Source organism: Pararhizobium sp. A13, from assembly GCF_040126305.1.
Classification (GTDB): Bacteria; Pseudomonadota; Alphaproteobacteria; order Rhizobiales; family Rhizobiaceae; genus Pararhizobium.
The window spans coordinates 388992-402673 of the sequence record NZ_CP149511.1; the positions used below are offsets into that span (position 1 = coordinate 388992).

A 13682-nucleotide genomic window follows, 5' to 3' on the forward strand; every position below is an offset into this window, starting at 1 on the left:
GTCGTAGCCCGCGTCTTCCACAACCCGATCGAAATGGCGGGCGCGAGCAGATCACGGGACATGACAACGCCTTAATACTGGTCGAGCGCCCGGGTAAGGCTCAGAGCCGCCAATGTGCAGATGGCGCCGGAAATCAGGTAGCCGCCGATGAAGACGATCCCGAAGCTGCTGGCAAGGCCGAGCGCCACCAGGGGCGCAAAACCTGCGCCCAGGAGCCAGGCGAGATCCGAGGTGAGTGCTGCGCCGGTATAGCGGTAGTATTGCGTGAAGCGCGACGAAACGGCGCCGGATGATTGGCCGAAGGTGAGGCCGAGAATGGCAAAGCCGATCAGGATATAGGCGTCCTGCCCCTTGCCCCCGGCATCGAGAAGGAACGGTGCCGAGAAGCTAAAGATCGCGATCAGGATCGCGCCGATCATCAGCTGGCTGCGGCGGCCGATTCTGTCGGCGATCACGCCGGAGAGCACGATGCCGATGGCGCCAACGGCCGCACCGGCAACCTGGACCCACAGAAACTCCGCTGCCGACTGCCCGCCGTTGAGGATGACCCAGCTCAAGGGAAAGATAGTGACGAGGTGGAACATCGCGAAGCTCGCCAAGGGCACGAAGGCGCCGAGTACGACGTCGGTGCTGTGCTTGCTCAGCATCTCGAAGATCGGCCGGGCCTGCAACTCCTGGGCGTCCATAGCCGCGCCGAATTCCTTACTGGCGACGATGCGCAAGCGGGCGAAAAGCGCCACCACATTGATCGCGAAAGCAACGAAGAAGGGATAGCGCCAGCCCCACTCGAGGAAATCGGCCTCGGAGAGACTATTGACGAAGTAGCCGAAGAGAATGCTCGCCAGCGCAAAGCCGATGGGCGCGCCGAGCTGGGGGATCATCGCATACCAGCCGCGACGGTTCGGCGGTGCGCTGAGGTTCAACAGGGATGCGAGGCCGTCCCATGCGCCGCCAAGCGCAAAACCTTGTCCCAGCCGGAAGAGCGCCAGAAGCGCCACGGCCCAGTATCCGATCGTCGCGTAGCCCGGCAGGAACGCGATTGATGCCGTCGAGCCGCCGAGGATCACCAGCGCGATCGTGAGTTTCGTCCCGCGTCCGTAGTTGCGATCGATCCACATGAAGACAAAGGAGCCGAGCGGACGGGCGAGAAAGGCAAGCGGAAACAGTGCGAAGGACATCAGCGTCGCGGCTACCGGATTGGGCGCGAACGGGAAGATCAGCTTCGGGAAAACGAGAATGGAGCCGAGGCCGTAGACGAAGAAATCGAAGAATTCCGACGTTCGGCCGATTACCACGCCGATGGCAATGCTGCCCGGCGACAACGGCTTGTCGTCGTCATGAATGCGACGGGCATCCCGTTCAAGACCAGTGGATGTGGGGTTGACGACCGAACTCATGAACTTCTCCGAGCGATGTGCGCCATGTCCTTCGAGTGTTGCCTAATCGACGTCCAATATCAAGAATTAGGCGAAACGTTCGAAACCCGCGCGAGGTTGCAGACGTCGACACCCATCGGCCTGCCCCAGCGGGAGAGCAGCGAAACCGATAACGCCTATTGCGCTAGTACAAATCTGTAGCGACGGACAGCCAAAAATCTCTATCGCACTGCGACAGAATGCTGCGCTGCGACGAAGCACCTCATTCCCAGTACGACCGCGGCTGTTTATTGCCGACTAAACAGAACGCAAGTTGAGCCCGAAATGCCGACGCAATTCAGTTCCGCCCGACTATCGATCATGCTCATGCTGCCGACCCTCACCGGATGCAACATGGTCGTCATGTCGCCCTCAGGGGATATTGCCGCGCAGCAAAGGGATTTGATTGTCATTTCGACGATCCTGATGCTGATCATCATCGTGCCCGTCATCTGCCTGACGCTTTATTTTGCCTGGCACTATCGCCAGTCCAACAAGGCCGCCAAATACGATCCCGAATGGCATCATTCCACCGGGCTCGAGGTCGTCATCTGGTCCGCACCGCTTGCGATCATTATTGCGCTGGGCGCCATCACATGGGTCAGTACCCACAAGCTCGATCCCTACCGGCCGCTCGACCGGATCGATGCGGCCCGGCGCGTCACGTCCGAGGTAAAGCCGCTGAACGTCGAGGTCGTGGCGCTCGACTGGAAATGGCTGTTCTTCTATCCGGACTACGGGATTGCGACGGTCAACGAACTGGCCGCGCCGGTCGATGTACCGATCAACTTCAAGATCACCGCCTCCTCGGTGATGAATTCCTTCTACGTGCCGGCACTGGCCGGCATGATCTACGCCATGCCCGGAATGCAGACCAAGCTGCATGCGGTGATCAACAAGGCGGGGGAATACCAGGGCTTGTCATCGAACTATAGCGGCGACGGTTTCTCCCATATGCGTTTCAAGTTCCACGGGCTCAATCAGGCGGGTTTCGATGAATGGATCGCGCAGGCGAAGCAGAGCGGCACTATGCTCAATCGCGACGCCTATTTGAAACTTGAGAAGCCGAGCATCAAGGAGCCCGTCCGCTACTATGCCTCCGTCGAGAACGGGCTTTATGACGCCGTTCTCAACATGTGCGTGCGAGCCGGGCAGATCTGCATGAAGGACATGATGCATATGGACATGATGGGCGGCGCGGGCGTCGACAGCCATGGAAACCGGGCCAAGCTGGAGCATGACAACCGCCATACGGAGGGCGGCGGCATTTCCGGCGAAGCTGCGTCCGGCGCCACCTTCCCGGAAACCGGCAACCCTTCGCGCAGCAAAGAGCCGGCCGAGGGCATCGAGGACCGGCAGGAGGAGCCGGAAGCGATGAACCACGACATGCATAAAATGCACTAGGACTTCCCGTGCTCGGCGGCGCCGGACGATCCGGTGCCGGGGGACGCGCAAGGCCCTCAATAGCCCTTGGGCCGCATTTCGAGAGATTTGGACAACACATGTTCGGTGAAACCAGTTTAACTCAGTTCATCTTCGGGCGGCTGTCCTGGGAAGCGATCCCCTATCACGAGCCCATCCTCGTCGCGACCTTTGCGGTCGTTGTGCTCGGCGGCATAGCGATCCTCGCCCTGATCACCAAATTCAAGCTTTGGGGTTATCTCTGGAACGAGTGGTTCACCAGCGTCGACCACAAGAAGATCGGCATCATGTATGTGATACTGGCGTTGGTCATGCTGATGCGCGGCTTTGCCGATGCGATCATGATGCGTATCCAGCAGGCGATCGCCTTCAACGGCAACGAGGGTTACCTCAACCCCCATCACTACGACCAGATCTTCACGGCCCATGGCGTGATCATGATCTTCTTCATGGCCATGCCCTTCGTGACAGGTCTCATGAACTACGTCGTGCCGCTGCAGATCGGTGCCCGCGACGTCTCCTTCCCTTTCCTCAACAATTTTTCCTTCTGGATGACGACGGCCGGCGCTGTCATCATCATGCTGTCACTCTTCGTGGGTGAATTTGCGCGCACCGGCTGGCTCGCCTATCCGCCGCTTTCGGGCGCGGACTACAGTCCCGGCGTCGGCGTCGACTATTACATATGGGGCCTGCAGGTGGCCGGTGTCGGCACAACGCTCTCCGGCATCAACCTGATAGCCACGATCGTCAAGATGCGGGCGCCCGGCATGACCTTCATGAAGATGCCGGTCTTCACCTGGACGTCGCTCTGCACCAACATCCTGATCGTTGCGACGTTTCCGATCCTGACTGCCACGCTCGCGCTACTGTCGCTCGACCGCTACGTGGGGACGAACTTCTTCACCAATGACCTCGGCGGTAATCCGATGATGTATATCAACCTCATCTGGATATGGGGCCACCCGGAAGTCTACATCCTCATCCTGCCGGCCTTCGGCATCTTTTCCGAGGTCGTCGCGACCTTCTGCGGAAAGCGCCTCTTCGGCTACGCCTCGATGGTCTACGCAACCTGCGTGATCATGATCCTGTCCTATATCGTCTGGCTACACCACTTCTTCACGATGGGTTCGGGCGCCTCGGTCAACGCCTTCTTCGGAATCACAACGATGATCATCTCGATCCCGACGGGCGCGAAAATGTTCAACTGGCTCTTCACCATGTATCGCGGACGCATCCGCTACGAAGTGCCGATGCTGTGGACCGTCGGCTTCATGGTCACCTTCGTCATCGGTGGCATGACCGGCGTCATGCTGGCCATCCCGCCGGCCGACTTCGTGCTGCACAATTCGCTGTTCCTCATCGCCCACTTCCACAACGTCATCATCGGCGGCGTCGTGTTCGGGCTGATGGCCGGCCTCGTCTACTGGTGGCCCAAGGCCTTCGGCTACAAGCTCGATCCGTTCTGGGGCAGGATGAGCTTCTGGTTCTGGCAGATCGGCTTCTTCTTCGCCTTCATGCCGCTTTATGTGCTCGGCCTGATGGGCGTCACCCGGCGTGTCAGCCAGTTCGAGGACTCTTCGCTGCAGGTCTGGTTCGTCATCGCCGCCTTCGGAGCCGTCCTGATCGCGCTCGGCATCGCCTCCTTTGTCATCCAGATCATCGTCAGTTATCTGAGGCGCGATCAGCTGCGCGAGACGAGTGGTGATGCCTGGGACGGCCGCACGCTGGAATGGTCGACCTCCTCGCCGCCGCCGGAATACAACTTCGCCTTCACGCCGGTCGTGCACGATCACGACAGCTGGTACGACATGAAGAACCGTGGCTATGAGCGCCCGCTCGCAGGTTTCAAGCCAATCCACATGCCGAGGAACACCGGTACGGGCGTCGTCCTGGCGGGGATCAGCGTCGTGCTCGCCTTCGCGCTGATATGGTACATCTGGTGGCTCGTGGCCATGTCCTTCATCGCCATCGTTGCCGTCTCGATCGGCCATACTTTCAACTATCAGCGCGATTTCTTCATCCCTGCCGAGACCGTCGCGGCAACGGAGGATGCGCGCTCCAAGCTGCTCGCAGAACGGACCTGAGACGATGAGCGAGACCCAAGTCAAAGACCAAACGCCGCAGTTCTACCTGACGGAAGATCATCATCCGGAAAACAGCACCATGCTGGGTTTCTGGCTCTATCTGATGAGCGACTGCCTGATCTTCGCCGTGCTGTTTGCGACGCATGGCGTACTCGGGCGCAATTATGCCGCAGGCCCTTCGCCAGCCGATCTGTTCGATCTCAAGATCGTCGCCGTCAACACCGCCATGCTGTTGTTCTCGTCCATCACCTATGGCTTTGCCATGCTTCAGATGGAGCGCAACGCCAAGATGGAAACCCTATTCTGGCTCGGCGCTACCGGCGTGTTCGGGGCGGTCTTCCTGGCGCTGGAACTCTATGAATTTTACCACATGATACTGGAGGGAGCCGGTCCGACCCGTTCGGCCTTCCTGTCCTCGTTCTTCACGCTGGTCGGCACGCACGGCCTACACGTGACCTTCGGCATGACCTGGCTGGTCACACTCATGGTGCAGGTGAAAAAGCACGGGCTGATCACGGAAAACCGCCGCCGGCTGATGTGCCTGTCGATGTTCTGGCACTTCCTCGACGTGATCTGGATCGGCGTCTTCTCCTTTGTCTACCTACTGGGAGTTCTCGTATGAGTGCGCATCCTCATCAGCCTTCCCACGAAAGCGCGTCGGACACGCATCACGCACACAGCCATGGGCACGGAGCTGGCCACGGATCGCTGAGGAGCTATCTGATCGGCTTTATCCTGTCCGTGATCCTGACGGCGATCCCGTTCTGGCTGGTCATGGACGGCGTTTTGGACAGCAAGCTGGCGACGGCCGTGCTCGTGATGGGAATCGGTGCCGTACAGATTGTCGTGCATATGGTCTACTTCCTGCACATGAACCCGCGCTCGGAGGGCGGCTGGACGCTGATGGCGCTGATCTTCACGCTCGTTATCGTCGGCATCGCGCTCGCGGGTTCACTTTGGGTCATGCATCACCTCAACACGAACATGATGCCGATGACGCACGAGATAATGAAGAACATGCCCTGACGGCAGAATGACGGGCCGAGCGCGATCATGACCATCGATCGACTACAGGGAGAGGCGGAGTCCAGCATTTCACCCTCCCGTCCCCGCCTGGTGCTTATGGGTGCCATGCTGCTGGTCGCCGTTTTCGTTGCCCTTGGTACCTGGCAGGTACAGCGGCTCATCTGGAAGCTTGATCTCATCGCGCGGGTGGAGGCGCGCATCCAAGCGCAGGCGGTGTCGGCGCCGTCTCGCGCCCAATGGGACGCTGTCGGCGCAGAGAAGGACGAATACCGCCGCGTCACCGTGACAGGCGTTTTCGTACACGACAAGACGGTTCTGGTGCAGGCGGTGACGGAGCGCGGCGCGGGCTTCTGGGTGCTGACCCCGATGCGCCGGCAAGACATGTCGACCGTGCTGATCAATCGCGGCTTCGTACCGTCGGATCGTCGCGACGCATCCGAACGCGCGCAGGGCAATATTGCTGGAAACATCGAGGTCACCGGGCTCATGCGCATGAGCGAACCGGGCGGCGCTTTCCTGCGTTCCAACGACCCGGCAAACGACCGATGGTTTTCCCGCGACGTCGCCGCCATCGCTGCATCGAAAGGCCTCGACGATGTCGCACCTTACTTCATTGACGCGGATGCAACGCCTGTTCCCGGCGGCCTGCCGATCGGCGGCCTGACGGTCGTCCGATTTCGCAACAATCATCTCGTCTATGCGCTGACCTGGTATGCCCTGGCGATGATGAGTGCGTCAGGTGCCTTTCTCGTGTATCGTCGGCGGCTTGCATAGCGGTATCGGAAAAAATTGCCCTGCGGGACGTGAGCTTACCGGTGCGGCATGCCTCCTTTTCGCCGAGAGAGCCGAAGGGAGCGATCTGGGAGCAGTCACTAAGAGCGCAGGTTCACGGCAGCCGCGGCACTTCGCAAGGCGGCTCCCGCCGGAGGGGATAGAGCGAAGATGTGGTGCAAACGCTGGAACGGGTGTCATTTCGCCTCCCAGATTTTGCGCCAGGCCGCGAACTCTGAGGGGCGGATCTGATAGCGCGCGAAATTGCCTTCGTGCAGTCCCGTCAGCTCGGCTTCGGCAATCTCTACGAAGCGCCCACGGTCGGCGGGATAGACCCTGTCGCCAGCCGTCCGTGCGTCCGGTGCGCCCACGAATGAGCTCAGCGACGATTTCACGCAACTCGGCGCGACAGCGAAGCCTGAACGGATCAGGCTCGCCCAGCGACTGGCGAACAGCGGCGTAGCGCGCTGCCGAGCGTTCACAGGCCAATACAAAGAGGTCTTTGAGAAGAGCAATCTAGTTCAGCTCGTAAACCTCGAGCACTGCCTCGCTATACGCCCGTCGCGGCACCCTCGGTGTCTTCCCTGCGCCCTAACGCCTAGACGCAAGGATGGTGGTGGTATGCGCAAAATCAAGCCTACGCGCAATTTTCGTTGAGCGTAGGCCTTTTCAGGCGCTAGTTGGGAGAGACTGCGTGTCGAAGCAGCTTGGTCAAGGGATTGGTTTCGCCGACAAGCGACGCGGCAGCACGAAACAGCCCGCCAGAATCTGGCGATGCTGCTGTTCGAACCGCAAGTTAAGATGAAATCCTACCCCCCGCAATCAAATGTAAAGGCACACTCTACTGCCGGTCTACGGTTCGATTCCTTTCAAGCCGGTCGTGATGACCGCTTCACCGCTTCAGGCGAAGTTGCCGTTGATTGACATTAAATCACGGGTCAGAAGTTCGAACCCTTTTGTAAGCATCACTATACCTCGGCAAAGGCGCGAACGGTCATGGCGGCAGCGCCGACGGCCTTGATGGGAATGGCGAAAAACCGGAAGCCGTCGTTCGGCAGGAGGTGCAGATCGCGCAGATTCTCGACGATCAGGATATCGTGTTCAAGAAGCAACGAATGGGCGGGACGAGCGGGGTCGGCGCGTGTATCAACATTGAAAGTATCGACACCCAGCAGGGATGCGCCCCGCGCGATCAACGCGTCGATGACATCACGATCAAGAAACGGATACTGCTCGTAGGTCTCAGTACCCCAATGTCGGTCCCATCCAAATTGCACCAGAACCGCCTTCCCCTTGATATCTTCAGGCAGATCGATGTGTTCGAGGCCAATGCGCGCGCCAGGCTCGGCGGGTGTGGCATCGACCACGATACCCGGCAGAATAAGCTCGTCGAGACGTAGTTCGGCAATATCGCGGCGATCTTTCCAGCGATGCCGCGGTGCGTCGATGTATGTGCCGATGGAGGTCTGGAAGCATACCTCCGTAATTTCGAAGCTCGCCTTGTGATCATAGAAGGGAGCAGATGCCTCATGCGTGACGAAAGGACGAATGCTGGCGGTGAATTGCTTGACCTCGCCATCTCGTTTCAACGAAAATCCTGGCATGCCGTCGGCAAAGTCGTGGGTAAGGTCGATCAGGGGCATTGCTTTTGGGGCCTTTCGGTTTGCGGCTTTGGGATGTGATGTCTGGGACGATGCGTATGTTTATCAGCGCGCAAATATGCCGTCGAAATCACGGAAACCCTTTACTTCGATTGGATTGCCGCTGGGATCGAAGAAGAACATGGTGCGCTGCTCGCCCGGTTCGCCGGCAAAGCGGACGACCGGCGGGATGTCAAAGTTGATTTGAGCTGTCTGAAGGCGGTTCGCCAACGCAAACCAGTCATCGAGCGGCAGCACCACGCCGAGATGTGGCATCATGACCATATGGTCGCCGACCTTGCCGGTTCGGGTGACGGCGAATGGTGTGCCGAGATGCAAGGAAATCTGATGCCCGAAAAAATCGAAATCTACCCAAGTGTCCGTACTGCGGCCTTCCCGGCAGCCGAGGATATCACCATAGAAGCGCCTCGACGCGTCCAGATCGGTCACGTGATAGGCAAGATGAAAGGCAGAGCGCATATGGATTCTCCTTGACGATGCAGGTTAACGAGCTCATTCCGGCAAGGCAGAACGAGAGCCAGTGTTCAAAATGGCGGACAGGATCTCGACACAGTGCAAAAGCTTTACATCGGAAAATGCTGAACCGATGACCTGGAGGCCTATCGGCAATTCCCCGTCCCTGCGCATGAGCGGAATATTGGCTTGAGGAAGGCCAAATGCGGTCCAAAGCCTTATGAAGTCTGACGTTCCCGTAGCAGCCAAGCCGACCGGTGCTACGTGGGCGCAGCTCGGCGCAATCACGGCATCATAAGGCTCGATAGTGGCGTGCAGAACAGAAACGAGCAACCCCAGCCGGTTCCGCGTCGTAACTTCATTCTCCCAGGAAGTCGTCGACGCGCGCTCAAACATTTCGGCAAGCTGCGGGCTCATGGATTTGGCGGAGGCCGCTTGTTCCTTGTGGAGCGCCCTGGCACCTTCGCAGTCGTTTATGATCTGGTGATCATGGGCAACTGCTTCGAAAGCCGATGGAAGAACAAGCTCGTCGACGTCATGGCCACGCACTGCAAGAGAGAACGCGGTCGCCTCGATAGCTTGGCGAACATCTGGGTCGGCCAAGCCCCAATACGGCGTTTTACAGAAACCGAGTTTCAATCGCTGATTGGGCGCAACGTACTTCGGTAACCCCTGGATCAAGACACGAGCAATCAGGCTCAGATCTCGCGCGGATGCACCATACCAGCCCACCGTGTCAAAGCTGGGTGCAAGGGGCTTAACGCCTTCCAGTGAAACCAGGTTCTGCGAGGGTTTGTAAGCGTAGAGCCCGCAATAGGATGCCGGCTTGATCAGAGAACCCGCGGTCTGCGTACCGAGCGCTCCGGCAAAAAGGCCCGCCGCGAGGCCCGCCGCCGATCCCGCACTCGAACTGCCCGGTGTTCGTGATAGATCATGTGGGTTGCGGGTAGGGCCGGTATGCATGAACGCAAATTCGGCAGTAGCTGTCTTGCCCATAACGACCGCTCCCGCTTGCCGGAGAAGAGCGACCGCATTGGCATCCCGCGAAGGTCGATTATTGCGATAGATCGGCGAATTGAACTCTGTCGTCCAGTCAACCGTATCGAAGATATCCTTGACACCGATCGGGACACCCGCAAGCAGTCCCTTTTCAGGACTTCTGTCTATACGATCGGCTTGTTCGACCACCAGCTCGTGATTGAAGGCAGCGAACGCCTGGATGTCAGGCTCTTTCATCAAAGTCCGGGCGATGAAGTCTTCGGCCACAGACCTCGCCGTCAGGCGTCCTGCACCCACTTCGAGAGCAATAGCTGTCGAATCGTGATCGAACTTATGAACGAAACCGGTCACCGTCGCACCCCAGATTGTAAAAGCTCTTGGGGAAATGTGCTGTTATCATCAGCGCATTTCCATTCACCGAATTGCGGTTAATACGAGGAGTGCGCGCCGTTTGCGTAATTGTGCGATTCCTGACCTTTGATCGGTGGATTGAACACGCTCACGAGCCGCATGTCTGTGTGGGCACGAAGAACGTGTTTGTCGTGTTTGTCCAAAGCGTAGAGCGTTCCCGGCTCAAGTGCCCAGATATTGCCGTCGTTGTCTTGGATCTCGCCGCGGCCTTCGATGCAATAGCATGCTTCAAGGTGGTTGCGGTATTGCTGATGGGATTCGCTACCGGCGCGTACCGTCGTCTCCATAAGCGCGAAGCCAAGTCCGTCGCGCTCCAGAACGAACCGTCGGCTCAACCCGTTACCCCAATCAACATCTCGTTCTGTCCCTATGAGCTCTGCCAGCGTGCGTACGAACATCGTTCACGATCCCCAATTCGTTCTTAAAGCAGCAGCTAGTTGCTTTTTCACACCCCAATTTGACAAGTTGCACGGATGAAATAAAGCAGATAGATCGAACATATTTGTTAGGAAATCAGACAAATGAATTCCTCCCGAATTCCGCCATTTGTTGCCCTTCGGGCAGTGGCATCCGTTGCAAGGCTGCAAAGTGTCACAAAGGCGGCGAAAGAACTCAACGTCTCCCATTCCGCGGTCAGCCACCACATAAAGGCTGTTGAGGGCTGGTTCGGACGGTCCCTGTTTCGACGCGATGGTCGCGGCATATCGCCCGGTGAGGATGCCGTGACGCTCGGGCAGGCTGTCGAGGACGCTCTCGCGCAGTTGTCTCAGTCCTGCGCGGAGATCCGACGAAAGGGCGAGGGACCTGACCTCACAATTGCCGTCATTCCGTCTTTCGCCTCGTGGTGGCTGGTGCCAAAATTGCAAGGCTTCCAATGCCGCTACCCGAACGTCCGACTGCATCTTGTTTATGCCGTTCCGGGAATATCCCTTGAAGGGGCTGATATCGTCATCCAGGCTCACAAAGGTGTCGTTGAGATACCATCCAATCACGTGGCAGTCAGATTGATGTGCGGCGTAACATATCCTGCATGTTCGAGGGTCTATTTTGAGAAGGCAAATGAGCGCGTTGACCTTTTGACGATCGATTCCAGCGAGTTGCTTCATGACGAAACAATGGATGTCTGGGCACAATGGATGAGAGCAGCCGGCAGGGTAACATTCGCTCCTGATCGAGGTCCTATCTACCAAGACTTCAACCTGCTTGCCGCGGCAATTTTTGCCGGGCAAGGCGTAGCACAATGCCCCGTGGCATTGTTTGAACGGGAGATTCAAAGTGGAAGTCTGATTTTGCTCTCAGACAGACCCGAGAACGAAGACAAATCCTATTGGATGACACTCCGACGGCCCGACAAGCCAGCGTGTCGGCATTTCGGTGATTGGACAACCTCGTTCACCGACCTTGGTGCTTGAAATCGGGCCGTTATTCCGATCATGAATCATCAGGTCGGGAGTGGCCCCTGTCGCGGAACGCCTTGGTGAACTGCATCACGGCATCGCGTGTCGTGGTGGCACCATAGAGATAGCACACGCCCCCACTCGAAGGAGGTCGATTACGACGGTTCGAATCGGTTCAAGGCGGCCAAGCCTCTTTGTCGGTAAAAGCTGGACCAAAAGTTCAACCGGGCAATCATGGGGCAGTGCTGCCGGGCTAAAAAAGCGCCAGCCGCAGTTGCAGTCCCGTGACAGGGACGGTTGATGCCGAGATCAGGTGGCCATGGCCGGCCGACGTTTTTCAAGCAGGACCAGGCCAAGAATGCCGGAAAGCGCCATCAGCACGCCGAGCCAGGCCGTGGCCGAATAGCCGAAAAAGTGTGCGCCTATGGCAAAGGCCATCGCCGTCAATCCGTTCCCCAGGAAGGAATTGATCGGGTTGAACGATGTGCCCAGGCCCGGCCGGCCGGGAAAGAGATCCTGGAAATAGGTCAGCGGCATGGAGAGCAGCGCCGCCGCGCCGGCTGCCGCGGGAATGGTCAAGGCGTAGATTTGCCAAGGGGTCGTGGCAAAGGCCAATGCGACCATGAAGCCGGTATAGATCAGGCCGGCGACGATCAGGATCGAAAGAATAGTGAGCCGTTTCAGCAGATTGGCCCAGATCAGCATGAACGGAATTTCGAGAAAGGCGATAAGCCCCGCGATGATCCCGACATCGGCGGTCTTGCCGCCGAGATTGACGATGAGGATCAGCGGCCAGAGCGTGCTGGTAAGCCGGATCGTGCCGGTGAGCGCGGCCATGGAGAGCATCCGGGCCAGCATGACCGGCGCAGCGAGTTCGCCGAGCGCGGAAAAGAAGCCCGTTAGCGATTTTGCCGGGGCCGCATCGCCCGCCGGCTTTGCCAGCAGAAATGTGGAGCACAGGAAGATCGAGAGCGCGCAGAGCCCGGCGACGCCCCAGGCGCCCATCATGCTTGCCGAGCCGGCGAATGCCAATCCCATTGCCGCCGGCATAACCACCCACGAGGCCGATATGAAAGCCCGGACGGTGGCGTTGATCGCAGCGGCGTCGCGGCCGGGAAGGCCAGTTGTTTCGGCCCGAACGCCCACGAAGATCAGCGAGCTGACGGACTGGAAGAACGGGATGACGAACGCCGTGGCGACGATGAACACCGGCACAGAGGGGAAGAGGAAGATGGCGCCATAGCCGGCCACGCCCATGAGCGCCATGGCGATCATGATCCTGCGCCGGTCGCCGATCAGGTCGGAGAGAATGCCGAGCGAGACGCTGATGGTGACCGCCGACACCGATGTGACGAAGACCAGAACCGAATAGGCCTGATCGCTCATACCCAGTTCGCGGATCGCCGTTATCGAGAGATAGGGCAGGGTCGAGCCATAGGCGGAACCCTGGACGAAGATCATGAAGGCAAGGAGCAGTAATTGCGGCCGGGCACGGATCTGGCGAAGGGAATGAAACATCGGAAATGCAATCTCAAAGCGGACCTCCGCCGCATCGCCAAGGGAAAGGAATTCGGGCGATCTGCCGAGTAGGGTGAAATGCGGGCAGTTATCCGCATTCCACTCAGGGTTACAAGCGAATTGAGTCAATGCGCGCCATCCTGAAAGTGCTTGCATGATGGCCTGATCAGCGTCCGTTGCGGTAGCCACTGTAGCGCAGCCTTGCCAGGCGATTCGCGCCATCTCCGGAGCCATGAATGCAAGCTCGACATTTGGATCGACGACGCCGTTAGTACAAGGCTCGCCCTAATTGTCCGTTTCGCGCAGGTCCTGTACCGTGACCTCCTCCCCGTCTGCAACGCCATCGAACTGCCCTGGAGCAACGGCCAGGTGGAAGATCAAATCAACCGGAGCCTGAAGACGATCAAACGTGCGATGTGTGGCAGAGGTGACCCCGAGCAAGGCGGTAACCTTGCTGAGCATTGCATTGGGCGTGTTTATATATTTGCCGAAGTATAGATTTCGGATGGCAAGACAGAACCTTGA

At 58.6% G+C, this 13682-nt stretch carries 13 protein-coding genes and 1 pseudogene; 7 read left to right on the forward strand and 7 right to left on the reverse strand.

From position 1 onward, the window contains the following. Positions 1 to 71 precede the first annotated feature (71 nt). Positions 72 to 1397 (reverse strand): MFS transporter, encoded by a 1326-nt coding sequence (locus WI754_RS23370; protein ID WP_341487676.1) that lies wholly within the window; start codon positions 1395 to 1397, stop codon positions 72 to 74. Between the two features lie 303 nt (positions 1398 to 1700). Between WI754_RS23370 and cyoA the strand changes: the two genes are divergently transcribed. The 5 genes from cyoA to WI754_RS23395 all read left to right on the forward strand — a co-directional run bounded on the left by cyoA (position 1701) and on the right by WI754_RS23395 (position 6721). Further along, positions 1701 to 2819, forward strand: coding sequence for a ubiquinol oxidase subunit II (gene cyoA / locus WI754_RS23375; protein WP_341487677.1), 1119 nt, complete (start codon positions 1701 to 1703; stop codon positions 2817 to 2819). Positions 2820 to 2917: 98 nt separating this feature from the next. Beyond that, positions 2918 to 4921 carry a cytochrome o ubiquinol oxidase subunit I gene (cyoB, locus tag WI754_RS23380; RefSeq protein WP_341487678.1) on the forward strand — a complete coding sequence of 668 codons (2004 nt, stop codon included), beginning with the start codon at positions 2918 to 2920 and terminating at the stop codon, positions 4919 to 4921. Positions 4922 to 4925: 4 nt separating this feature from the next. Then, positions 4926 to 5543 (forward strand): cytochrome o ubiquinol oxidase subunit III, encoded by a 618-nt coding sequence (cyoC, locus tag WI754_RS23385; RefSeq protein ID WP_341487679.1) that lies wholly within the window; start codon positions 4926 to 4928, stop codon positions 5541 to 5543. After that, complete coding sequence (gene cyoD / locus WI754_RS23390) at positions 5540 to 5947, forward strand: cytochrome o ubiquinol oxidase subunit IV (protein ID WP_341487680.1); 408 nt, start codon at positions 5540 to 5542, stop codon at positions 5945 to 5947. Before cyoC ends, cyoD begins: the two co-directional genes overlap by 4 nt. Before the next feature lie 27 nt (positions 5948 to 5974). After that, entirely contained in the window at positions 5975 to 6721 is a 747-nt protein-coding gene (locus WI754_RS23395) for an SURF1 family protein (RefSeq protein WP_341487681.1), read from the forward strand. A gap of 194 nt (positions 6722 to 6915) precedes the next feature. Here WI754_RS23395 and WI754_RS23400 read toward each other — a convergent pair whose 3' ends face one another. From WI754_RS23400 to WI754_RS23420, 5 genes are all read right to left on the reverse strand, one after another. Further along, on the reverse strand, positions 6916 to 7233 hold the full coding sequence (locus WI754_RS23400; RefSeq protein ID WP_349438049.1) for a hypothetical protein: 318 nt from the start codon (positions 7231 to 7233) through the stop codon (positions 6916 to 6918). Positions 7234 to 7686: 453 nt separating this feature from the next. Then, complete coding sequence (locus WI754_RS23405) at positions 7687 to 8361, reverse strand: cyclase family protein (protein WP_341487683.1); 675 nt, start codon at positions 8359 to 8361, stop codon at positions 7687 to 7689. A 63-nt stretch (positions 8362 to 8424) separates the two neighbouring features. Beyond that, positions 8425 to 8838: a VOC family protein gene (locus WI754_RS23410; RefSeq protein WP_341487684.1), complete on the reverse strand. Its 414-nt coding sequence runs from the start codon at positions 8836 to 8838 to the stop codon at positions 8425 to 8427. Between the two features lie 33 nt (positions 8839 to 8871). Further along, positions 8872 to 10182, reverse strand: a complete 1311-nt coding sequence (locus WI754_RS23415) for an amidase (protein ID WP_341487685.1) — start codon at positions 10180 to 10182, stop codon at positions 8872 to 8874. A 77-nt stretch (positions 10183 to 10259) separates the two neighbouring features. Next, entirely contained in the window at positions 10260 to 10640 is a 381-nt protein-coding gene (locus WI754_RS23420) for an ectoine synthase (protein WP_341487686.1), read from the reverse strand. A 123-nt stretch (positions 10641 to 10763) separates the two neighbouring features. On the opposite strand from WI754_RS23420, the gene WI754_RS23425 reads away from it, so the two are divergent. Then, on the forward strand, positions 10764 to 11654 hold the full coding sequence (locus WI754_RS23425) for a LysR family transcriptional regulator (RefSeq protein WP_341487687.1): 891 nt from the start codon (positions 10764 to 10766) through the stop codon (positions 11652 to 11654). A gap of 294 nt (positions 11655 to 11948) precedes the next feature. Here WI754_RS23425 and WI754_RS23430 read toward each other — a convergent pair whose 3' ends face one another. After that, entirely contained in the window at positions 11949 to 13157 is a 1209-nt protein-coding gene (locus WI754_RS23430) for an MFS transporter (RefSeq protein ID WP_349438050.1), read from the reverse strand. A gap of 243 nt (positions 13158 to 13400) precedes the next feature. Here WI754_RS23430 and WI754_RS23435 point away from each other — a divergent pair. After that, positions 13401 to 13655 (forward strand): annotated as a pseudogene (locus WI754_RS23435) (hypothetical protein); the annotation flags it as partial. Positions 13656 to 13682: the final 27 nt, after the last annotated feature.